The organism is Sphaerisporangium siamense (genome assembly GCF_014205275.1).
GTDB classification, from domain to species: Bacteria; Actinomycetota; Actinomycetes; order Streptosporangiales; family Streptosporangiaceae; genus Sphaerisporangium; species Sphaerisporangium siamense.
In genome coordinates this window covers 5370737-5391672 of the sequence record NZ_JACHND010000001.1, presented here as the reverse complement: position 1 = coordinate 5391672, position 20936 = coordinate 5370737, and the positions used below count along the sequence as shown (strand labels likewise).

At 74.2% G+C, this 20936-nt stretch carries 21 protein-coding genes; 4 read left to right on the top strand and 17 right to left on the bottom strand.

Annotated features, from left to right (window positions below; translation table 11 throughout):
• Positions 1–104: 104 nt before the first annotated feature.
• The 15 genes from BJ982_RS24765 to BJ982_RS24695 form a co-directional block, all read right to left on the bottom strand.
• A complete protein-coding gene (locus tag BJ982_RS24765) occupies positions 105–779 on the bottom strand; it encodes a GntR family transcriptional regulator (protein WP_239123387.1) in 675 nt (224 codons plus the stop codon).
• Positions 776–1774 carry an ornithine cyclodeaminase family protein gene (locus tag BJ982_RS24760; protein WP_184883853.1) on the bottom strand — a complete coding sequence of 333 codons (999 nt, stop codon included), beginning with the start codon at positions 1772–1774 and terminating at the stop codon, positions 776–778. The genes BJ982_RS24765 and BJ982_RS24760 overlap by 4 nt, the downstream gene beginning before the upstream one ends.
• Complete coding sequence (locus BJ982_RS24755; protein WP_184883851.1) at positions 1771–2769, bottom strand: proline racemase family protein; 999 nt, start codon at positions 2767–2769, stop codon at positions 1771–1773. The genes BJ982_RS24760 and BJ982_RS24755 overlap by 4 nt, the downstream gene beginning before the upstream one ends.
• Positions 2766–3482 (bottom strand): ABC transporter ATP-binding protein, encoded by a 717-nt coding sequence (locus BJ982_RS24750; protein WP_184883849.1) that lies wholly within the window; start codon positions 3480–3482, stop codon positions 2766–2768. Before BJ982_RS24750 ends, BJ982_RS24755 begins: the two co-directional genes overlap by 4 nt.
• Positions 3469–4347, bottom strand: coding sequence for an ABC transporter ATP-binding protein (locus tag BJ982_RS24745; RefSeq protein WP_184883847.1), 879 nt, complete (start codon positions 4345–4347; stop codon positions 3469–3471). The genes BJ982_RS24750 and BJ982_RS24745 overlap by 14 nt, the downstream gene beginning before the upstream one ends.
• Positions 4344–5324, bottom strand: a complete 981-nt coding sequence (locus tag BJ982_RS24740; protein WP_184883845.1) for a branched-chain amino acid ABC transporter permease — start codon at positions 5322–5324, stop codon at positions 4344–4346. The genes BJ982_RS24745 and BJ982_RS24740 overlap by 4 nt, the downstream gene beginning before the upstream one ends.
• On the bottom strand, positions 5321–6214 hold the full coding sequence (locus tag BJ982_RS24735; RefSeq protein WP_184883844.1) for a branched-chain amino acid ABC transporter permease: 894 nt from the start codon (positions 6212–6214) through the stop codon (positions 5321–5323). The genes BJ982_RS24740 and BJ982_RS24735 overlap by 4 nt, the downstream gene beginning before the upstream one ends.
• A 7-nt stretch (positions 6215–6221) precedes the next feature.
• Positions 6222–6368 (bottom strand): hypothetical protein, encoded by a 147-nt coding sequence (locus tag BJ982_RS24730; RefSeq protein WP_184883842.1) that lies wholly within the window; start codon positions 6366–6368, stop codon positions 6222–6224.
• Positions 6365–7537 carry a branched-chain amino acid ABC transporter substrate-binding protein gene (locus tag BJ982_RS24725; RefSeq protein WP_184883840.1) on the bottom strand — a complete coding sequence of 391 codons (1173 nt, stop codon included), beginning with the start codon at positions 7535–7537 and terminating at the stop codon, positions 6365–6367. The genes BJ982_RS24730 and BJ982_RS24725 overlap by 4 nt, the downstream gene beginning before the upstream one ends.
• Positions 7538–7721: 184 nt before the next feature.
• The gene (locus BJ982_RS24720; RefSeq protein ID WP_184883838.1) at positions 7722–9077 is read right to left on the bottom strand and encodes an aldehyde dehydrogenase family protein; all 1356 of its coding nucleotides are present in this window, start codon (positions 9075–9077) and stop codon (positions 7722–7724) included.
• 55 nt (positions 9078–9132) lie between these two features.
• Positions 9133–10134: a proline racemase family protein gene (locus BJ982_RS24715; protein ID WP_184883836.1), complete on the bottom strand. Its 1002-nt coding sequence runs from the start codon at positions 10132–10134 to the stop codon at positions 9133–9135.
• A gap of 3 nt (positions 10135–10137) precedes the next feature.
• The gene (locus BJ982_RS24710) at positions 10138–11031 is read right to left on the bottom strand and encodes a dihydrodipicolinate synthase family protein (protein ID WP_184883834.1); all 894 of its coding nucleotides are present in this window, start codon (positions 11029–11031) and stop codon (positions 10138–10140) included.
• Positions 11028–12533: an FAD/NAD(P)-dependent oxidoreductase gene (locus tag BJ982_RS24705; RefSeq protein WP_184883832.1), complete on the bottom strand. Its 1506-nt coding sequence runs from the start codon at positions 12531–12533 to the stop codon at positions 11028–11030. Before BJ982_RS24705 ends, BJ982_RS24710 begins: the two co-directional genes overlap by 4 nt.
• Positions 12530–12826, bottom strand: coding sequence for a (2Fe-2S)-binding protein (locus BJ982_RS24700; protein WP_184883830.1), 297 nt, complete (start codon positions 12824–12826; stop codon positions 12530–12532). The genes BJ982_RS24705 and BJ982_RS24700 overlap by 4 nt, the downstream gene beginning before the upstream one ends.
• Positions 12823–13959 (bottom strand): NAD(P)/FAD-dependent oxidoreductase, encoded by a 1137-nt coding sequence (locus tag BJ982_RS24695; RefSeq protein WP_184883828.1) that lies wholly within the window; start codon positions 13957–13959, stop codon positions 12823–12825. The genes BJ982_RS24700 and BJ982_RS24695 overlap by 4 nt, the downstream gene beginning before the upstream one ends.
• 151 nt (positions 13960–14110) lie before the next feature.
• Between BJ982_RS24695 and BJ982_RS24690 the strand changes: the two genes are divergently transcribed.
• Together BJ982_RS24690 and BJ982_RS24685 are read left to right on the top strand one after the other, a co-directional pair.
• On the top strand, positions 14111–15154 hold the full coding sequence (locus BJ982_RS24690; RefSeq protein WP_239123388.1) for a COX15/CtaA family protein: 1044 nt from the start codon (positions 14111–14113) through the stop codon (positions 15152–15154).
• A gap of 81 nt (positions 15155–15235) precedes the next feature.
• Positions 15236–15904, top strand: coding sequence for a SanA/YdcF family protein (locus tag BJ982_RS24685; RefSeq protein WP_373869683.1), 669 nt, complete (start codon positions 15236–15238; stop codon positions 15902–15904).
• A gap of 10 nt (positions 15905–15914) precedes the next feature.
• Here the strand turns inward: BJ982_RS24685 and BJ982_RS24680 are convergent, their stop codons facing one another.
• The gene (locus BJ982_RS24680; RefSeq protein WP_184883823.1) at positions 15915–17165 is read right to left on the bottom strand and encodes a PrsW family intramembrane metalloprotease; all 1251 of its coding nucleotides are present in this window, start codon (positions 17163–17165) and stop codon (positions 15915–15917) included.
• A 335-nt stretch (positions 17166–17500) separates the two neighbouring features.
• Between BJ982_RS24680 and BJ982_RS24675 the strand changes: the two genes are divergently transcribed.
• Together BJ982_RS24675 and BJ982_RS24670 are read left to right on the top strand one after the other, a co-directional pair.
• Positions 17501–18943, top strand: a complete 1443-nt coding sequence (locus BJ982_RS24675; protein WP_239123389.1) for an NAD(P)/FAD-dependent oxidoreductase — start codon at positions 17501–17503, stop codon at positions 18941–18943.
• A 130-nt stretch (positions 18944–19073) separates the two neighbouring features.
• Positions 19074–19874 (top strand): neutral zinc metallopeptidase, encoded by an 801-nt coding sequence (locus BJ982_RS24670; RefSeq protein ID WP_184889265.1) that lies wholly within the window; start codon positions 19074–19076, stop codon positions 19872–19874.
• Between the two features lie 45 nt (positions 19875–19919).
• Here the strand turns inward: BJ982_RS24670 and BJ982_RS24665 are convergent, their stop codons facing one another.
• Positions 19920–20849, bottom strand: coding sequence for a heme o synthase (locus BJ982_RS24665; RefSeq protein ID WP_239123407.1), 930 nt, complete (start codon positions 20847–20849; stop codon positions 19920–19922).
• Positions 20850–20936 lie beyond the last annotated feature (87 nt).

Sequence of the window (20936 nt, the reverse complement as noted above, 5' to 3'; positions counted from 1 at the left end):
TGAGATGTGACATTTACGTCCGGAGGGAAGAACATCCACCTCAGGTGTCGTCTTCGCCCCCGGGACCGTCCGGGCGCGGGTCCGCCGCGCCCGGGGCCGGACGGCTACTCGGGACGGTCGGCCCAGATGCCGCGGACGTGCCGGATGTGGTGCTCCATCACCCGTCGGGCCACCTCGGCGTCGCCGCGCACCAGGGCGTCCAGGACGTCGAGGTGCTCGCGCGCGGAGTGGACGAGGGTGCCCCGCTCGGACATGCCCTTCAGGCCGTACAGCCGCGCGCGGTAGCGCAGGTCGCGGGCGATCTCGACCAGGTGCGCGTTGCCCGCGAGGCTGAGCAGCTCGACGTGGAAGCGCAGGTCGGCGTTGACGTAGGTGAGCAGGTCGCCGGCCTCGGCGGCCGCGACGATCTCGGCGGCCACGGGCCGCAGCCGCTCGAACTCCTCGGCGCGCGAGGCGTCGGCCAGCCGGGCCACCGTGGGGACCTCCAGCAGCGCGCGGATCTCGGTGAGCTCGTCCAGGTCGCGCTCGGACAGCTCGGTGACCCGGAACCCCTTGTTGCGCACGGCCTCGACCAGCCCCTCTTTGGCCAGGTCGAGCATGGCCTCACGCACCGGCGTGGCCGACACGCCGAACTGCGCGGCCAGCACGGGGGCCGAGTAGACCACGCCCGGCCGCATCTCGGCGGCCACCAGGGCGTCCCGCAAGGCCTGCGCGACCTGCTCGCGCAGGCTCTGGCGCCCGCTCATGACGGGCAGGTGAAGCCTGCCCTCCTCGCTCACGGCCCGCTCCGCTCAGGCCCGCTCGCCATCTTCGCATCCCCTCCAGATCCGCCCCGCCACGCGTCGTGCACCGCGGCGGCCACCACCAGATCCTCCCAGGCCATCCCGACACTCTTGAACAGCCGGGGGCCCGGTCCCGGCCGCAGGTTGCCGCGTTCCAGCTCACGCAGGTCCGCGACCAGGTGATCCGCGCCGATCACCCCCTCGCGGAGGGGCAGGATCAGGTCTCCGGCCTCGGCCAGCGCGACGGCCCGCGTCTCGACCGCGACGGTGGCGCGGGCGACCAGCGTGCCGTCCACCTCGCGCGCCTCGGGCTCGTGGGAGCCGACGGCGACGACCGTGGCGCCGGGAGCGACCAGCGCGCCCGGGAACAGCGGCTCCCTGGCGCTCGTGCAGCAGGCGATCAGGTCCGCCGCGGCCACGGCGCGCTCCACCTCCGCGCGTCCGGCGGCGGGCACGGCCACCGCGCGCAGTCCCGCGGCGGCGCAGCGGGCCGCCAGGGCCTCGGCGCGGGCCCGGTCGCGGCCCACGACGGTGACCCGCTCCACCGGGCGCACCGCGCGCAGCGCCTCGACGTGTCCCCACGCCTGCGGCCCGGTGCCGAAGACGGTGAGCGTGCGCGCGTCCGGCCGGGCCAGGCGGCGCACGGCCAGGGCCGAGACGGCGGGGGTGCGCAGCGCCGTGAGCGCGGCCCCGTCGATCACGGCGAGCGTCGCCAGCGTCACGCCGTCCAGCAGCAGGTAGACGCCCTGGACGCGCGGCAGCCCGCGCGCGGGGTTGGCCGGGGCGACGCCGGCGATCTTGACGCCCGCGTGGCGGCCGTGGGCGGCGGGCATGAGCAGGAGCTGCCCGGCGGGCACCTCCACGACCGGGCGGGGCGGGTCCGCGTCCGGGTCGAGGCCGCCGCGCAGCGCGTCCGCCAGCGCCGTCACGGCGGCCTCCATCGAGACCAGGGCGCGCACGGCCTCCCCGCCGATGACGGCGGCGGCCGTCATCGGAGCGTGAACCCGGCGCCGACGGGGTCGCGGGGGTCCAGGGTGAAGGCGTGGGCGCCGGTGCGGTAGGCCATGCCGGTGATCTCGGGGATCACGGCGTCGCCGCGCGTCTCGGCGACCCGCCCGGTGAAGACGCTGCCGACGATGCTCTCGTGGGTCAGCTCGCCGGTGAACCCGTCGGCGTAGAGCAGGGCCAGCCGGGCGGCGGTGCCCGACCCGCACGGCGAGCGGTCCACCTCGCCGTCGGCGAACACCGTGACGTTGCGCTGGTGGCCGGGGGCGACGTCCTCGTGGAAGATGACGCCGTAGATCCCCGACAGCCGGTCGTCGGAGGGATGCCGGGCTGCCGGGTGGCCGGCCAGCGCGGCCTTGACCGCGCGGCCGAGCGCGATCAGCTCGGTGAGGTGCCCGGGCTCGACGGCCAGCCCGAACGCGCCCGCGGGCACCGAGGCGTAGATCGCCCCGCCGTAGGCGACGTCCACCCGGGCCTCGACGGCGCCGCCGCGGTGCGGGACGGTGACCGGCACGTCCCTCGCCACCACGCGGGAGGGCACGTTCCTGAACGTCACCGACTCGATGACGCCGCCCGCGCTGCGCACCCGGGCCGTGACCCGGCCGGAGGGCACGTCCACGACGACGTCGGTGTCGCCGTCGGGGCCGGCCGCCACCAGGCCGGTCTCCACGGCGTGGACGCCGAGGGCGATCGTGCCGTGGCCGCAGGCGGTGGAGTAGCCGTCCTTGTGCCAGAACAGCACGCCGAGGTGCGCGCCCGCGTCGTCCGGGGGCACCAGGAAGCAGCCGTACATGTCGGCGTGCCCGCGCGGCTCGTGGCACAGCAGCCGCCGCACCCGGTCGATCTCCGGCGCGGCGGCGGCGGTCCTGCGCTCCAGGACCGTGGCCCCGGGGATCTCGGGCGCGCCCGCCGTGACGATACGGAACGGCTCGCCGCCGGTGTGGTAGTCCACGGTGCGGATCTCCGGCGGCGCGGCGCTCATCGGACCCCTCCCAGGTAGGCCTCGACGACCCGGGGGTCGCCGCGCAGCTCCCGCGCCGGGCCGCCGAGCACGCAGGCCCCGTTCTCGATGACGTACCCGCGGTGGGCGATCCTCAGCGCGGCCTTGGCGTTCTGCTCCACCAGCAGCACCGAGACCCCTTCCCGGTTGATCTCGCGGACCAGCTCCATGACCGAGGCGACGACGAGCGGCGCGAGGCCCATGGACGGCTCGTCCAGCAGGAGCAGACGCGGGCCGGAGACCAGGGCACGGCCGATGGCGAGCATCTGCTGCTCGCCGCCCGACAGCGTGCCGCCCTGCTGGCCGCGGCGTTCGGCCAGGCGCGGCAGCAGGCCGTAGACCCGTTCGACGCGCCGGCGCGTCTCGGCCTTGTCCCGGACGAGGTACCCGCCGATCAGGAGGTTCTCGTGCACGCTGAGCGTGCCGAAGACGCGGCGGCCCTCGGGGACGTGCACCAGGCCGGCCCGGACGACGGCCTCGGGCCTGGCCCGGGTGAGGTCGGCGCCGTCGAAGATCACGCGCCCGCCGCTCGGGCGCACCAGGCCGGAGACCGCCGACAGGGTGGTGGTCTTGCCCGCGCCGTTGTTGCCGAGCAGCGCGACGATCTCGCCCTCCCCGACGGTCAGGGACATGCCGCGCAGGGCGTGCACGCCGCCGTAGTGGACGTCGAGCGCGTCCACCTCAAGCGCGGCCATCGCGTCCTCCCCGGTGCTCGTCGCGGTCCCGCGGCGCCGCCGCGGCGTCCCGGACGTCCGCCGCGCGCCCGCCGTCGTCCTCGTCGTCGTCCTCGTCGTCGTCATCGTCGTCCCTGCCCAGGTACGCCTCGATGACGGCGGGGTCGCGGCGGACGTCCTCGGGGCGGCCGTCGGCGATCTCGCGGCCGAAGTTGAGCACGACCACGCGCTCGGACACCTCCATGACCAGCCCCATGTCGTGCTCGATGAGCACGGTCGCGACGCCGAGGCCGCGGATCCTGCGGATCAGGTCGAGCATCTCGGCCTTCTCGCCGTGGTTGAGCCCGGCCGCGGGCTCGTCGAGCAGCAGCAGCTCGGGCTTGCGGGCCAGCGCGCGGGCGATCTCGACCCGCCGCTGCTCGCCGTACGGCAGGGCGCGGGCCCGGCCGAAGCGGTCGCCGCGCAGGCCGACGAAGTCCAGCCAGTGGTGGGCCTGCTCGGTGCACTCGCGTTCGGTGCGCCGGTAGCGCGGGGTGTGCAGCAGGGCGTCGGCGACGCTCTGCCGCAGCCACAGGTGGGCGCCCGCGCGGACGTTGTCCAGCACCGACATCTCGCCGAACAGGCGCAGGTTCTGGAACGTGCGGGCCACGCCGAGCCGTGCGATCTTGGAGGGGCGCATGCCGGTGACGTCCTTGCCGGCCAGGGTGATCCGCCCGGCGGTGGGCCGGTAGAAGCCGGTGACGCAGTTGAAGGCCGAGGTCTTGCCCGCGCCGTTGGGCCCGATCACCGAGACGATCTCGGCGCGCCCGACGGAGAAGGTCAAGCCGTCGATGGCGAGCAGGCCGCCGAAGGACAGCCGCAGGTCGCGGACCGCGAGCAGGGTCATGAGCCCGCCTCCCTGGAGCGGTGCGGCCACAGCCCCTGGGGCCGTAGCAGCATGACGACGATGAGCAGCACGCCGAACAGGAAGAACCGGTAGTCGGCGAAGTCCCGCAGCACCTCGGGCAGCACGCTGATGACGACGGCGCCGATCACCACGCCGGGCGAGGAGCCCATGCCGCCGAGCACGACCGCCATCAGCACGAGCGCCGACGACAGGAACGTGAAGCTGCCCGGCGAGATCGCCGAGACCTGCGCGGCGAACAGCACCCCGGCGAGGCCGCCCCAGACGGCCCCGGCGATGTAGGCGGCGAGCTTGACGCGGTAGGTGTGCACGCCCATGGCCTCGGCGGCGTCCTCGTCCTCGCGCACGAACCGCCAGGCCCGGCCGAGCCGGGAGCGGCCGAGGCGGGACGCCCCCGCCACGGCGAGGGCGACGACGGCCACGGTGATGTAGTAGAAGACCACCGGGCTGCTCGTCAGGCCGGGGATGCCGTAGATGCCCGAGGGGCCTCCGGTGATCTCCAGGTTGTTGGCGGTGATGCGGATGATCTCGCCGAAGCCGAGGGTCACGATGGCCAGGTAGTCGCTGCGCAGCCGCAGCGTGGGCGCGCCGATCACCACGCCCGCCAGGGCGGTCACCACGACGACGACGGGCACGGTCGCCCAGAGCGGCAGGTCCAGCCGGGTGGCGAGCACGCCGCTGGTGTAGGCGCCGACGGCGTAGAAGGCGACGTACCCGAGGTCGAGCAGGCCGCAGAAGCCGACGACGATGTTGAGGCCGGAGGCCAGCATCACGAAGATCGCCGCGCTGGTCATGACCGACAGCGCGTAGGGGGTGGCGATCACGAACGGGGCCAGCACCGCGACGGCGAGCCCGGCCGCGCCGGCCCACTTGTCGTCGAACAGCCGGGTGACCGCGCGGCCGAGCGGGGTGCCGTGCCGCGGCCGGCGCGCGCCGGGCGCCTTGGCGGGGGCGGTCATACGCGCTCCGTGACGCGCTCGCCGAGCAGGCCGGTGGGCCGCACGGTCAGGAACAGGATCAGCACGCCGAAGGCGAACACGTCGCGCCACTCGCCGCCCAGCCAGTAGGTGCCGAAGGACTCCAGCAGGCCGAGCACCAGGCCGCCGAGCATGGTGCCGGGGATGTTGCCGATCCCGCCGATGACGGCGGAGGTGAACGCCTTCAGCCCGATGAGGAAGCCCATCAGGAAGTCGATCTTGCCGTAGTAGGCCCCGGCCATGACGCCGGCCGCGCCCGCCAGCGCGGAGCCGAGGAAGAACGTGCGCGAGATCACCGCGTTGACGTTGATGCCCATCAGCGCGCTGGTGCGCGGGTCCAGGGCGATGGCCCGCATGGCGCGGCCCTCGCGGGTGCGGGTCACCAGCAGGTTCAGCCCGATCATGAGCGCGACCGCCACGACGATCAGCGCGACCTGCTGGACGGTGACCCGGGCGCCCAGCACCTCCAGGGAGGTGCCGCCGAGCCGCACCGGGTAGACCTGCGGGTCGGCGCCCGCGGCGGTGCGCATGCCGTACTCCAGCGCGAACGAGGCTCCCACCGCCGTGATCAGCAGGGACAGCCGCGGCGCGCCCCGCAGGGGACGGTAGGCCACGCGTTCCAGCACGACGCCGGACAGGCCGGTGACGGCCATCGTGACCACCATGACGCCGAGCAGCACGGGCAGCGCCATGCCCGGGGAGACGCCGCCCACCGCGCCGAGCACCGCGAAGCCGGTGAAGGCGCCCAGCATGTACAGGTCGCCGTGGGCGAAGTTCAGGAGCTTCATGATCCCGTAGACCATGCTGTAGCCCAGCGCCACCAGCGCGTAGAACGAGCCGACGAACAGCCCGTTCCAGATCAGTTGTGCCATTTCACCTTCAGTGTCCTTCGCCGATCTCGCCGGCGGTTCCGGCGTTCCGGACCCGTCCCCTGGCCGCCGCCGGACGCCGCGCGCCCGGCGAGCCGTGGCGGCCGGGCGCGTGCGGAGCGCCGGCCGCCACGGGCGCGGTCTCGGGCACGCTCACTTGAGCGCGTCCTGCAAGGCGAACTTGCCGTCCTTGACGACGAGGATCTGGAAGCCGCCGGTGGCCAGGGTGTGGTCGGGGGTGAACTTGAGCGGGCCGGAGAACATCTGGAACCCGTCGATGGCCTCCAGCGCCGCGATGACCTTGGCGCTGTCGGTGGACCCGGCCTTGGTGAGCGCCTCCGCGGCCAGCCGGACGCCGTCGTAGGCCTGGTTGGAGTACGGGCCCGGCGCGGCGCCGAACTTCTTCTTGTAGGCGTCGATCCAGCCCTCGGCGCCCTGCAGCGTGTCCGGCGTCTGGGTCATGGTCGCGTACACGCCCTCGGCGGCCTCGCCGCCCGCGATGTCGGCGAGCTTCTCCGACACCGACCCGTCGCCGACCATGATCTTCCCGGTGTAACCGGCCTGCCTGAGCTGGCGGGTGATCAGGCCGCCCTCCTGGAAGTAGCCGGTCCAGTAGACGAAGTCCGGCTTCTTGGCCAGGATGTTGTGGATGTTCGCGCTGTAGTCGCTCTCCTTGGGGGTCACGGCCTCCAGGATCGCGGTCTCCGCGCCGCCCGCCTCGTCGAGCAGGTTCTGCGTGCGGACGGCGATGTCCTTGGAGTAACTGGTGTTGTCGTGCACCAGCGCGACGCTCTTGGCGCCCTGCTTGGTCATCCAGGCCATGGCCGCGGTCGCCTGCTGCGTGCCGGTGCCGTTGATCAGGAAGACGTGCTTGAGGTGCTGATCGACGAGTTCCTGGGAGTTGGCCGCCGGAATGATCATGGGGATGTTCGCCTTGCCGAAGACCGGCAGGGTGGGAAGCGTGGCGCCGGAGCAGTAGCCGCCCACCGACACCTTGACGCCCTCGGTGACCAGCTTGTTCGCGCCGGACACCGCCGTCTGGGCGTCGCAGGCGTCGTCGGCGACCTTGAGCTGGAGCTTGCGCCCGAGCACGCCGCCCTTGGCGTTGATCTCGTCCACCGCGAGCTGCGCGGCGTTCTGCATGTACGGGCCGATGGCGGCCTCGCTGCCGGACTGCGGGATCAGCATGCCGAGGGTGATGGGGCCCTCGTTCCCGCCTCCTCCGGCGGAGGACTGGTCGCCGAGGATGCCCTGGCCGCAGCCGGCGGTCAGGAGGGTGACGGCCGCAAGCAGCGTGCCGAGCACCGATATGCGCGATCTGCCCATCGTGTCTCTCCTCGCGGAACAGCGCCGTCTCAGATGATGTGTGACATTGCACACGTCGGCCAGGGCAGCGTCAAGATCCGATATCAGACCGTTAGGCGAGGAGTAAGACCGGGGTCCCGGGGCCCTCGGGCGGGCGCGGGCGCCGCTCCCCGCGCGGGTCAGGCGGAAGGGAGCGGCGGGGCCGTCAGCCCCCGGCCGGGGCGATCGCGACCGTCCGGATCGAGGTGTAGAAGTCCTGCGCCGCCTTGCCCTGTTCGCGCGGGCCGTGGCTGGAGTCCTTCTCACCGCCGAACGGCAGGTAGAAGTCCACGCCGGTGGTCGGCGCGTTGACCTTCACCAGGCCGGTGTCCAGGCGCGCGGAGACCTCCAGCGCGCGGTCCAGGTCGCGGGTGTAGACGGCCGAGACCAGGCCGTAGCGCACTCCGTTCGCCAGTGCCACGGCCTCGTCCACGGACGCGGCGTCCTGCACCAGGCAGACCGGCCCGAACACCTCCTCGCGGGCCAGGACGTGCCCGCCGGGCACGTCGTCGACCAGCGTGGGGGCGGCGAACCAGCCCTCGCGGTCCAGGGCGGTCCCCCCGGCGAGCACCCGGCCGCCCCGCGCCGCCGCGACGGCGCGGTCGCGGGCGGCCTCGTCGATCAGCGGCCCGACCGCGGTGCCCGGGTCGGACGGGTCGCCCACCCCGAGCTTGGCGATCGCGGCCACCAGCGCCTCGCGGACCTCCGCGCCGCCGTCCACCGCGATCACCCGCCGGGTCGCCGTGCACTTCTGCCCGGCGTACCCGAACGCGGCGGCGGCGACCTGCGCGGCCACGGCCTCCAGGTCGGCGTCGGGCAGGACGATGCTCGCGTTCTGCCCGCCCATCTCGGCCTGCGCGGGGACGCCCGCGCCCGCCGCCGCCACGCTCACCGCGCGGCCCACGGCGGCCGAGCCGGTGAAGGAGACGACGTCGCACGCCTCCACCAGCGCCGCGCCCTCATCGGCCCCGCCGGGCGTCACCTGGAACAGGTCCTCGGGCAGGGCCAGCAGCTCGGCCAGCCGCAGCGCGCAGCCCAGCGCGTGCGGGGACGGCTTGAGCACGACCGCGTTGCCGAAGGCCAGCGCGGGGGCGGCCTTCCACAGCGGGATGGCCAGCGGGAAGTTCCAGGGGGTGATCAGCCCCGCCACGCCCCGCGGCCGTCTGCGCGTGAAGGCCAGCCCGGCGCCGGACGGCTCGTGCACCGCGCCCACCGGGTCGAACACCTGCTGGGCGTAGTAGCGCAGGATCGCCTCCGACCTGGCCACCTCGCCCCGCGCCTCGGTCACCGGCTTGCCGGCCTCCCGCACCACCAGCGCGGCCAACTCGCCCGCGTTCGCGGCGACGGCCTCGGCGGCGCGGGTCAGCGCGGCGGCCCGCCCGGCGGCGCCGGACCCGGCCCACCGCGCCTGCGCCGCCCGCGCCCGCCGCACCGCCTCCGTGACGCCCGGCCCGCCGGCCGCGGGGGCGCTCGCCACCACGTCGGCGGGGTTCTGCGGCGAGCGGCTCACCACAACGTCCATCGTCAATCCCTCTCCGGCGCCGGCGCGGCGGTCGTCCCGCCGCGCCGAACGCCTCTCACAACTGGAAGCCCTCGGGGAACGGGTCCGACGGGTCGAGGAAGTGCTGCGCGGTGCCCGTGACCCACGCGCGCCCGGTGATCGCGGGCACCACGGCGGGCAGCCCGGCCACCTCGATCTCCTCCAGCAGGCGACCGGTGAAGCGGGTGCCGATGAAGGACTCGTTGACGAAGTCCTCCCCCACCGCCAGCTCGCCCCGCGCGTGCAACTGGGCCATGCGGGCGGAGGTGCCCGTCCCGCACGGCGAACGGTCGAACCAGCCGGGGTAGATGGCCATCGCGTGCCGCGACAGCCGCGCGTCCGACCCCGGGGCGACGAACTGCACGTGGTGGACGCCCCGGATGCCCGGGTCCAGCGGGTGCGCCGGCTCGTCCGCCTCGTTGATCGCCGCCGCGATCGCCAGGCCCGCGTCCAGGATGTCCCTGCCGCTGGCCCGGTCGAACGGCAGCCCGACCGACTCGATCGGCAGGATCGCGTAGAAGTTCCCTCCGTAGGCCAGGTCGTAGGTCACCTCGCCGAAGCCGGGCACCTTGACCGTGCGGCCGAGCCCGGCGCTGAAGGACGGCACGTTGGTGATCGTCACCGCGGCCGCCGCGCCGTCCTCCACCCGCACCGACGCCACGACCAGCCCGGCCGGGGTGTCCAGGCGCACGGTGGTGACCGGCTCGGTGACCTCGACCATCCCGGTCTCCACCAGGACCGTCGCCACGCCGATCGTGCCGTGGCCGCACATCGGCAGGCAGCCGGACACCTCGATGTAGACCACCCCGACGTCGGCGTCCGGGCGCGTGGGCGGCTGCAGGATCGCGCCGCTCATCGCCGCGTGGCCGTGCGGCTCGAACATCAGGAGCTTGCGGATGTGGTCCATGTGGGCCATGAAATGTTCGCGGCGCTCGGCCATGGTCGCGCCCGGAATCACCCCGACTCCCCCGGTGACCACCCGCGTGGGCATGCCCTCGGTGTGGGAGTCGACCACGTGGAAGATCCTCTTGGTCCGCATCGGCTACCTCAGCCCTCCGGCGAGCGCCTTCTCGGTCGCGGTCCGCACCACGGCCTCGTGCTCGGGGGCCAGCGGCACCCGCGGCGGGCGGCACGGGCCGCCGTACAGGCCGGCGATGTCCATGGACAGCTTGATGGCCTGGACGAACTCGGTCTTGGAGTCCCAGCGCAGCAGCGGGTGCAGCGCGCGGTACAGCGGCAGCGCGGCGGCCAGGTCCCCCTCAACCGCCGCGCGGTACAGCGCCACGCACGAGGCGGGCAGCGCGTTCGGGTATCCGGCGACCCAGCCGACCGCGCCGGCGAGGGCGAGTTCGAGCACCACGTCGTCCGAGCCGATCAGCACGTCCAGGTCCGGGGCCAGCTCGGCGATCTCGTAGGCGCGCCGCACGTCGCCGGTGAACTCCTTGACCCCGGCGATCAGGCCCTCGGCGTGCAGCTCCGCCAGCAGCGGCGGCACCAGGTCCACCTTGGTGTCGTAGGGGTTGTTGTAGGCGACGATCGGCAGGCCCGCCCTGGCGACCTCGCGGTAGTGGCCGAGCACCGCCCGCGCGTCGGCGCGGTAGGCGTTCGGGGGGAGCAGCATGACCGCGCGGCAGCCCGCCTCGGCGGCCTGCTCGGCCCAGCGGCGCGCCTCGGCCGCGCCGTAGGCGGCCACGCCCGGCATCACGCGGGCGCCGCCCACGGCCGCGACCGCGGTCTCGATCACGCGGGCGCGTTCCCGCGGGGTCAGCGTCTGGTACTCGCCGAGCGAGCCGTTCGGCACCACGCCGTCGCATCCCTCGGCCACCAGACGGCGGCAGTGCTCGGCGTAGCGGTCCTCGTCGACGCTCAGGTCCTCGCGCAGCGGCAGCGCGGTCGCCACCATCACACCGTGCCAGGGCTTCTCACGGGTCGTCATCGGGGGTCCTCTCCTCCGGGATGTCCTGCAGGGTCGCTTGCCGTCTCCGTCACCGGGCCTCTCGCCGGGCCCGCCACCGCATCCGTCGCCGTGTCCGTCATGGGGTCCGTCATCGGGTCCCTCGCTCGGTCCGTGGCCGTGTCCGCCGCCAGGCACGCCGCCAGGTCGCCGAGCCGTACGGGCTGGGCGAGCGGCCTGCGCGGGGGCGGGGGCTCCTCTCCGGCCAGGCGCGCCACCGCGTGGCCGCAGATCCGGCCCTGGCACCAGCCCATCCCCGCTCGGGACAGCAGCTTCACCGACCGCGCGTCCGCCGCGCCCAGCTCCAGCGCCTCGCGCACCCGCGCGTACGGCACCTCCTCGCAGCGGCAGACCAGGGTGTCGCCGCGCAGCCATCCCTTCCAGCCGTCCTGGACAGGGTAGGCGTCCAGCACGGCGGCGCCGAAGGCGGCCAGGCGGCTCCGCCTTCTCGCCAGGGCGGGCGCGGGACGCACCGGGCGGCCCAGGTCCGCGGCGGCGGCGCGGCCGGCGATCCAGCCCTCCACCTCGGCCAGCTCGGCGCCGCCCACGCCGGTCGGCTCGCCCGCCGCGTACACCCCGGGCACGCCGGCGCGCATCCCGGCGTCCACCACGACGACCGGCTCGCCGTCGCGGCCCGCCCGGGTGGGGCAGCCGAGCTGGACGGCCAGGTCGATCTGGGGGACGAAGCCGTAGCCGACGGCGAGCGCGTCGCAGGCGATCGTGCGCCGCTCCCCCGGCGCCCAGTCGCGGCCGAGCCGCGCCACGGTCACGTGGGTGAGCCGGTCCGCGCCGTGCGCCTCGACCACGGCGTGCCGCACGGCGTACGGCACGCGGCGCCGGGCCAGGCGCAGCGCGTACCCGGCGCCTTCGGCGATCTTGGCGGGATCGGCGGCCAGCGCGGACGCCAGGCCGTATCCGCCGCCCGCCTCGAACACCCCCGCCACCCGCGCGCCCGCCTCGGCCAGGCCCGCCGCGACGGGCAGCAGGAAGGGACCGGTCCCGGCGACGACGACCGTGCGCCCGGCCACGACCAGGTCGCCCTTGAGCAGCGCCTGCGCGCCCCCTGCGGTGAGCACGCCCGGCAGGTCCCAGCCGGGGAACGGCAGCGGCCGGTCGTGCGCCCCCGTGGCGATCAGCAGGCGCCGGGCGCGGACGGTCACGGGCCGCTCCTCCCGGGCGCCCGCCAGGCAGTGCACGGCGAACGCCTCCTCGCCGTCGTCTCGCGCCCGTTCCACGGCCCACACCCGGTGGCCGAGCCGGACGTCGGCGTCCCGCAGCGCGGCGGCCAGGCGGGCGAAGCGGCCGAACCCGTGGTGCAGGGCGCCGGGACGGCGGGCGCGGAAACCGGCGGGGGCGTGGCGGAAGTACTGGCCGCCGAGCCGCGGCTGAGAATCGATCAGCACGACGTCCAGGCCCGCGCGGGAGGCGGCGACGGCCGCCGCCATGCCCGCCGGCCCGCCGCCGACGATGGCCAGGTCCCTCATCCGGTGCTCACCCGGTCGCCGGGCAGGGCCTCGGTCTGGCAGGCGCGCAGGGACGGCGTGCCGTTGACGGTGACCAGGCAGTCGAAGCACACGCCGATGCCGCAGAACAGGCCGCGCGGGCGTCCCCCGATCCGCGTGGTGCGCCAGGAGACGACGCCCGCCGCGTGCAGGACGGCGCCGATCGTCTGGCCGGGCACGGCGGAGAGGGGGCGGCCGTCCACGGTGATCTCGAAGGCGGGCTCGGGCCGCGCGCCGACGAGACGGCCGGCGTGCGGAGGTGGTGAGGCGCTCACGCGGCGAACCTTTCCGGGCGGAAGGGGCTGAGGTCCAGGCCGGGCGCGGTCCCGGTGAGCAGGGCCGCGACGAGGTGGCCGGTGGCGGGGGCGAGGCCGATGCCCGCGCCCTCGTGGCCGCACGCGTGGTACAGGCCGGGCGCGCGGGGGCCGGCCCCGATGACGGGGAGGTGGTCCGGGCAGTACGGGCGGAAACCGCAGTAGGACCTGATCGCCCGGCGGGCGGCGAGGCCGGGGAACAGCGCGACCGCCTGGCGTGCCAGCGCGGCCAGGACGGGGATCGAGGTCGTGCGGTCGAAGCCGACGCGCTCGCGGCTGGCGCCGATGAGCACGGTCCCGGCCGGGGTGCCCTCGATCACCGCGCTCGTCTCCAGGCCGGCCGAGTCGCTGGCCACCGCGGTGACATAGGCGGCGGTGTACACCTTGTGCCGGATGACCGGGGGCCCGAGGCGCCCGCCGACCGGCTCGGTGACCAGGATGAACCCGCGGCGGGGCAGGATCGGCAGGTCGATCCCGGCGAGCGCGGCCACCTCGCCGCTCCACGTGCCCGCGGCGTTGACCACGGCCCCGGCCGGGATGTCGCCCTTGTCGGTGCGGACGCCGGTGACGCGGTCGCCGTCGCGCAGCAGGCCGGTGACGCGGACGCCGGTGCGCAGGACGGCGCCGGGGGCGTACCGGATCAGCCGGGCGGCGGCCAGCATCGGCTGCACCTGGGCGTCCTGCGGGTAGTGGACGCCTCCGGCGAGGCCCTCGCGCAGGTGGGGCTCGAATTCCCGCAGTTCTCCGGCGGCGACGGGCCTGGCGTCGACGCCGTGCGCGGCCTGCGCGTCGGCGAGCGCGGCCAGCGAGCGCGTCACCTCGGGCGTCTCGGCGACGACCAGGCCGCCCTTGGGCTCGTACTCGAACCCGCCGAGCCCGGCCAGCTCGCGCCACAGGCGGCCGGACAGCAGGGCCAGCTCCAGTTCGGGGCCGGGCTCCTTGTCGGAGACCAGGATGTTCCCCTCACCGGCCCCGGTGGTGCCCGCCGCGACCGCCCCCCGGTCCACCACGGTCACCGACATCCCGGCCCGCGCGGCGTAGTAAGCGCACGCCGCCCCGACGACCCCCGCGCCGACGACCACGACGTCCGCCATCCACCCTCCCACCTCCGGCGCTCCACCCGCCGCCAGTAATATGTCACATATCCAGTATCCCTATCAACACCCGGATGGCCTCCTCGAACCCCCGCGCCCTCACCCCGTGCGAACGGAGAGAGCACCATAGGCACGGCCTACCATGTGTGGCGTGACGGCAACAGAGCAGGAGACGAGGGTCGACGGCGGGCGGGCGGGCGGGGTGCCCGGGCGGCTGCGGAGCGGGGCGCTCGGGCTGTTCCACTCCGTGTGGTCGCCCACCGCCGTGACGATGAGGCGGTGGGCGCTGACCGCCGTCGTGGTCAACGTGGGCATCTCCGTCACCGGGGCCGCGGTTCGCCTCACCGGCTCGGGCCTCGGCTGCCCGAGCTGGCCGCGCTGCACGCCCGGCAGCTTCGTCCCCGCCCCGCACGACGATCACTCACCGCTCAACATGGCGATCGAGTTCGGCAACCGCCTGCTGTCCTTCCTGGTCCTGGCGGTGGCGGTGGCCTGCCTGGTGGCGGCCTTCCGCCGGGTGCCGCGCCGCCGCCCGCTGGTGGCCATCGCCCTGATCCAGCCGCTCGGGGTCGCCGTGCAGGCGGTGTGGGGCGGCATCGTGGTGCGCACCATGCTCAACCCGGTCACCGTGAGCGTCCACTTCCTGCTGTCCATCGGCATGATCGCCGCGGCGCTCGCCCTGTACGCCCGCGCGGGCGAGGGGGACGCCCCGCCGCGGCGCCTGGTGCACCGTGACATCCGCACGCTCGGGTTCGTGCTGGTCGCGGCGGTGTTCGTGCTACTGGTGGCGGGCGTCGTGGTCACCGGCACCGGTCCGCACTCGGGCGACGACGCCGCCTCGCGTTTCTCCTTCGACATCGAGGCGATGGCCCGCCTGCACGCCGACGCGGTGTGGGTGGTGCTGGGGCTGACGTTCGCCCTGCTGTTCGCCCTGCACGTGACCGACTCCCCCGGCCGGGCCCGGCGCGGCGCGCTGGTGCTGCTCGGGGTGGAGCTGGCCCAGGGCGTCATCGGCTACGTGCAGTACTTCCTGGCCGTGCCCGCCCTGCTGGTCGGCCTGCACGTGCTCGGCTCGACGCTGGTGTGGATCGCCGCCCTGCGCGTGGTGTTCCTCATGCGCTCCCGCGGCACGGAGCCCTCCTCCGCCCCGCCGGCCGCTCCCGGCGCGAACGAAGTGAGCGCGGCCGGCGTCTAAGCCTGCGTGCCGAGCCTCTCAGAACGATCACGATCGGCCCTGCGGGCGCCGCGGACGTGGTGGTCGCGGCGGCCGCCACGAGTGCGCCGCCGCCTGTTCCTGTCGGCCGTCGCGCTCAGCCTGCTCCCGTTCGCGCCGATGACCTGGGCCTGGGCGTCCGCGCTCGGCCACCGCGTCACGGCGGCCCCGGGCGGCGGGTGGCTGCGCGAGGTGCCGGCCGCCCCGGTGGCGCTGGTCTTCGGCGCGGGCCTGTTCCACGGTTCGCCGTCGCCGATGCTGGCCACGCGGCTGGAGATCGCCGCCGCGCTGTACCGGGCCGGCAAGGTGCGCGCGCTGCTGCTGTCCGGCGACAACGGCCGGGTGGGCTACGACGAGCCGACCGCGATGCGCGACTACCTGCTGGCGCGCGGGGTGCCCGCCGGGGTGCTGGTCCTGGACTACGCGGGCTTCGACACCTGGGATTCCTGTGTGCGGGCCCGGGAGGTGTTCGGCGCCCGGCGCGCGACCGTGGTCACGCAGGACTTCCACCTGCCGCGCGCGGTGGCGCTGTGCCGGACGGCGGGCATCGAGGCGTTCGGGGTCGGCGACGACTCCTTCCCCGTGTGGCCGGGCCCGACGACGGCGTACGCGGTGCGGGAGTTCGGCGCGACGGCGAAGGGTTTCCTGGACGCGGTGGTGCTGCGGTCCGCGCCGGTCTTCCCCGGCCCGCGGGAGACATCGCTGGACGCGATCGTCGGCGCGCGGCCGTGACCCGCCCCGGCTAGGCGGGCCGGCGCGGGTCGCGCGGGATGCCGTCCGGCGGCGGGTAGGGCGAGGCCGAGTGGCGGGTGTCGTGCCCCGGGGCGTACCCGGGCGGCGCCTGCCCCCTGGCGATCGTGTCCTGGTGCCTGTCGGGGACGGGGAAGGCCGCCTTGGCCGCGCTCATGCAGGCCAGCAGGGCCTCGCGCTGCCGCTCGAAGGCGTCCCTGGACATCGCGCCGCGCCGTCCGCGCTCGTGCAGCAGGCCGAGCTCGGTCGCGGCGACCTGGTAGTCGCGCATGGCGCGCAGCCCGCGCGCCCCGCCGTACGCCTTGGCCCACTGCCGCGCCTGTCTTCGCCCCTGCAGCGAGGAGAGCATGTACACGTCCACGTCGGTGACCAGGCCGAGGCCCCCGTACGGCGGCAGGTAGTACTGGATGAAGCCCACGATGCGCTTGCGGTCCCTGACGACGACGCCGAGCTCGACGAAGAACAGGATCATCAGCAGCAGGTAGGCCGCGCTCAGGCCGGGCAGCCCGCCGTAGGAGGTGAACCCGTTCCAGATGCCGTGCAGGATGATCGCGCCGATCCAGCCCAGGACGACGAGCCCGGTGCGGGTCGGCCCGCGGCTCTGCGCCGCCGCGGCGACCGCGATGCCGATCATCGAGGTGAACAGCGGGTGGGCGAACGGCGACAGGACGCCGCGCAGCACCACGGTGACCGCCAGGCCCTGCACGCCGTGCTGGTCCTGGGCCATGATGTAGTAGCTGACGTTCTCGCTCATGGCGAAGCCGAGGCCGACCATGCCCGCGTAGATGATGCCGTCGGTGGGGCCGTCCAGTTCCTGCCTGCGCCAGCGCAGCAGCCCGAGCAGCACCAGGCCCTTCATCGTCTCCTCGACGACGGGGGCGAGGAAGGTCGCCACGAAGTTGCGCGCCCCCGCCGGGTCCTGGGTGGCGATGGTGAAGTACCTCAGGTTGAGGCTGTTCAGGACCCCGGCGACCAGCACGGCGACGCCCGCGCCCCACATGAACGCGAACGCCAGGTCCTTGCGCGGCTCCGGCTCCAGGCGGTCCAGGGCGAGGAGCCCGGCGAGCAGCAGCGGCACCGGGGCCAGGGCCAGCGTCAGGGCGATGAAGAACTGCACCGGCTCGCCGTTGAAGACGTCGAACGAGAACGACACCAGCGCGCAGATGCCGGCCGCGACAAGGCCGACGATCAGCCCGACCGAGGGCCGCTCTTGCAGCACGCTGCGCGGATCACGGTCTGTCATGGCCGTGAGCGTATTCGCCCGGCACGGCGCGCGCCGTGCCCCCACCGGATCCGCAAGGCCGGCACCCCGCCATCACCGCACCACCCCGCACCAGAACGGCTCGCCGAGCATTCAGGTCTTCCCCCGGAACAACGCTCCCACACCCGAACAATCCCCGGAACCCCCGGCATCCTTCCCACCATCCGCCGAATCACCCATCCCCTTCGGTCACCCGTGACATGGTCGCCGGAGCGCCTGAGGTGTGGGGGAAGGAGTGCGGGCCGTGAGGTTTGTCGTGGTTGTTGACTCAAGAGGGGGTTCGTACAGTTCAGAGGCGGATAAGTGGAGGTTTCGGCGTGGACGGCAACGGTGGCAGGCGGCTGGACGGCATTCCGCTGAGCCGGGACTTCGCCAATGGCGGGGTCTCGTTCTGGTATCGGCAGATCGGGCTGCCGGGCCGCCGGGCCACCCTGCCCGGTGGCCGGGACTATGACGTGGCCATCGTCGGGGGCGGCTACACCGGCCTGTGGACGGCCTACTACCTGAAGAAGGCGCAGCCGGACCTGCGGATCGCGATCCTGGAGAAGGAGTTCGCCGGGTTCGGGGCCTCGGGGCGCAACGGGGGGTGGCTGTCGGCGGAGTTCGCCGGGGCGCGGGAGCGGTACGCGCGGGCGCGTGGGCGGCAGGCCATGATCGACCTGCAGCACGCCATGTTCGCCGCCGTGGACGAGGTGATCGCGGTCGCGGGCGCGGAGGGCATCGACGCCGACGTCCACAAGGGCGGGCTCATGCAGGTCGCCACCAATCCGGCCCAGAACCGCCGCCTGCGCGCCGGACTGGCCTACCTGCGCCGGTGGGGGTTCGGCGAGGAGGACGCGCGGCTGCTGACCCGCGAGGAGCAGGAGGACCGCATCCGGGTCGCCGGCGCGTACGCGGCCGTCTACAGCCCGCACTGCGCCCGCATCCAGCCCGCCAAGCTCGCGGTCGGCCTGGCGCGGGCGGTGGAGGCGCTGGGGGTGGACGTCTTCGAGGGCACCACGGTGCGCGAGATCCGCCCGCGGACGGCGGCGGGCCGGGCGAGCGCGGTCACCGGCCGGGGGACGGTCACCGCCGAGTACGTGATCCGGGCCACCGAGGGGTTCACCGCGGGCATCAAGGGGCAGCGCCGCCAGTGGCTGCCGATGAACAGCTCGATGATCGTGACCGAGCCGCTGGGCGAGGAGGTGTGGGAGCGCGTCGGCTGGCGGAACAACGAGCTGCTCGGCGACGAGGCGCACGCGTACTGCTACGCGCAGCGGACGGCCGACGGGCGCATCGCCATCGGCGGGCGCGGCGTGCCGTACCGCTTCGGGTCCCGCACCGACCACCGGGGCGCCACCCAGGGGCGGACCGTCGCGGCGCTGCGCGAGATCCTCACGGCCCTGTTCCCCGCGGCGGCCGGGGCGAGGATCCAGCACGCCTGGTGCGGGGTGCTCGGCGTACCGCGCGACTGGTGCCCGACCGTCCACCTGGACCACGCGACCGGCCTCGGCTGGGCGGGCGGCTACGTGGGCAGCGGCGTGACCACCACGAACCTGGCCGGGCGGACGCTGCGCGACCTCGTGCTGCGGCGCGATACCGAGCTGACCGCGCTGCCGTGGGTGGGGCGCCGGGTGCGGCAGTGGGAGCCGGAGCCGCTGCGCTGGATCGGCGTCCAGACGATCTACACGTTGTTCCGCGCGGCCGACCGCCACGAGAACGCGCGGATGAGCCGCACCTCGGCCTACGCCCGCATCGCGGAGCTGATCTCGGGCCGCTGAACGGTTCGCTCCCTCATACACCCCGGGCCGCACCCGGCCCTTTTCGCCCCAGGCGCCGAACCGGATTCCTCACGCGGATCGTGCCAGTAATTCAGATTTCATTTGACAACTTCCACCGACGAACACCGATATTTACCATTCTCGCGGGGGTCCGGATACGAGAGGTGGTCCTCGCGTGGGACGAGGGGCGAAAAGCGTCCTGACGATCGCGATCGTTTCCTGCCTTGCCGTGGCGGCGACCGGGGAGACCGGTCTGGCCTCCACCGGGGAGACCGGAACCGGTGCAGGCACGACGGGCACGGCCGGGACGACGAGTACGGCCGGCAGCACGAGCACGGCAAGAACGTGGGAGGTCTCCCGGTCCAGGGCGGACGATATGAATCAGGACATTTCCACCGCCCTGTATGTCGTGAACCGCTACTGGTCCTCCCATTGGCGGCAATTCTTCACCGGCCGCTACACCCGCCCCACGGTCTTCGGGGGCTACGCGCGCGGCTACCGCAGGCCCCCGGTCTGCGGCGGGAAGCGGCTCGCGTACATGAACGCCTTCTACTGCCGTCCGGGCGACTACATCGCCTGGGACCTCGGGCTGATGCGCGACGGCTACTCCTCGGGCGACGCCTGGGTGTACCTGATCATCGCCCACGAGTGGGGCCACGCCGTCCAGGCGCGGCTGAACGCGGGGCTGGTCTCCCGGGCCAAGGAGCTCCAGGCGGACTGCCTGGCCGGGGCGGTGCTGTACGGGGCCGCCTACGACGGAACGCTGCGCTTCGAGTCGGGGGACGTGGAGGAGCTCGCCGACGCGCTGACCGAGCTGGCGGACGAGACCCCGTGGACCGACGTGGGCGACCACGGCAACGCCACCCAGCGGGTCTCCTCGTTCACCCAGGGCGCCAGGTACGGCGTGTACGGCTGCCTGCCCTCCTCCTGACACGACAACGCCCCGGCCCGCGCGGGCCGGGGCGCCGACAGGGGCTCACAGCAGGGAGTCGACCGCCACGGCCAGGAACAGCAGCGCCAGGTAGGCGTTGGACCAGTGGAAGAAGCGCATCGGCCGCAGGGCGACGCCGGTCTTGCCGGCGTTGACCCTGCCGAGCAGCCGGTAGACCTCCCACAGGCACACGGCGCCGAGCACGGCCGCGACCACGCCGTACACCGGGGTCGTGCCCGCGATCGGCCAGAGCAGCAGCGAGCAGGCCACCGTGGCCCAGGTGTAGGCGACGCACTCCCGCGCCACGCGCCGCTCGGTGGCGACCACCGGCAGCATGGGGACCGCGGCGGCGGCGTAGTCCTCGCGGTAGCGCATGGCGAGCGTCCAGGTGTGCGGGGGCGTCCAGAAGAACACCACGCCGAACAGCACGACCGGCGCCCAGTCGACGCGCCCGGTGATGCCCGCCCAGCCGATCAGCACGGGCATGCAGCCCGCGATGCCGCCCCAGACGACGTTCTGGGAGGTGCGGCGCTTGAGCAGCATCGAGTACACGAAGACGTAGAACAGGATCGCCGCGAGGGACAGCCCGGCCGCCAGGGCGTTCACCGTGACCGCCAGCCCGAGGGTCGACAACACGCCGAGCACGACGCCGAAGATCAGCGCGTTCCTCGGCGCGACCGCGGCCATCGCCAGCGGGCGCCGCCGGGTGCGGCGCATGGTCGCGTCGATGTCGCGGTCGATGTAGCAGTTGAGGACGTTGGCGCTGCCCGCGGACAGCGTGCCGAAGACCAGCGTGGCGACGGCCGTCCACAGGGGCGGGAAGCCCCGGGCGGCGAGGAACATCACCGGCAGCGTCGTGATCAGCAGCAGCTCGATGATGCGCGGCTTGGTCAGTGCGACGTACGCGCGCACGACCGCGAGCGGCGTTCGGCGCGCGCCGGCGAGCGGAACGGCCGGCGGCTTGGTCGTGAGCACCGTCAAGGCGCTTCCAGCGGGTGCGGGGTCAACGCGTAACCTTTGAGTTGGAGCGGGTCCGTGATTGCGGGCATGAGCCAGACTTCG

Excerpts from the sequence above, each read along its gene's own strand:
- BJ982_RS24750 (WP_184883849.1), bottom strand. The coding sequence starts at position 3,482 with ATGGCCGCGCTTGAGGTGGACGCGCTCGACGTCCACTACGGCGGCGTG.
- BJ982_RS24720 (WP_184883838.1), bottom strand. The coding sequence starts at position 9,077 with ATGGACGTTGTGGTGAGCCGCTCGCCGCAGAACCCCGCCGACGTGGTG.
- BJ982_RS24705 (WP_184883832.1), bottom strand. The coding sequence starts at position 12,533 with ATGAGGGACCTGGCCATCGTCGGCGGCGGGCCGGCGGGCATGGCGGCG.
- BJ982_RS24725 (WP_184883840.1), bottom strand. The coding sequence starts at position 7,537 with ATGGGCAGATCGCGCATATCGGTGCTCGGCACGCTGCTTGCGGCCGTC.
- BJ982_RS24755 (WP_184883851.1), bottom strand. The coding sequence starts at position 2,769 with ATGAGCGCCGCGCCGCCGGAGATCCGCACCGTGGACTACCACACCGGC.
- BJ982_RS24695 (WP_184883828.1), bottom strand. The coding sequence starts at position 13,959 with ATGGCGGACGTCGTGGTCGTCGGCGCGGGGGTCGTCGGGGCGGCGTGC.
- BJ982_RS24760 (WP_184883853.1), bottom strand. The coding sequence starts at position 1,774 with ATGACGGCCGCCGCCGTCATCGGCGGGGAGGCCGTGCGCGCCCTGGTC.
- BJ982_RS24745 (WP_184883847.1), bottom strand. The coding sequence starts at position 4,347 with ATGACCCTGCTCGCGGTCCGCGACCTGCGGCTGTCCTTCGGCGGCCTG.
- BJ982_RS24740 (WP_184883845.1), bottom strand. The coding sequence starts at position 5,324 with ATGACCGCCCCCGCCAAGGCGCCCGGCGCGCGCCGGCCGCGGCACGGC.
- BJ982_RS24680 (WP_184883823.1), bottom strand. The coding sequence starts at position 17,165 with ATGACAGACCGTGATCCGCGCAGCGTGCTGCAAGAGCGGCCCTCGGTC.
- BJ982_RS24710 (WP_184883834.1), bottom strand. The coding sequence starts at position 11,031 with ATGACGACCCGTGAGAAGCCCTGGCACGGTGTGATGGTGGCGACCGCG.
- BJ982_RS24715 (WP_184883836.1), bottom strand. The coding sequence starts at position 10,134 with ATGCGGACCAAGAGGATCTTCCACGTGGTCGACTCCCACACCGAGGGC.
- BJ982_RS24735 (WP_184883844.1), bottom strand. The coding sequence starts at position 6,214 with ATGGCACAACTGATCTGGAACGGGCTGTTCGTCGGCTCGTTCTACGCG.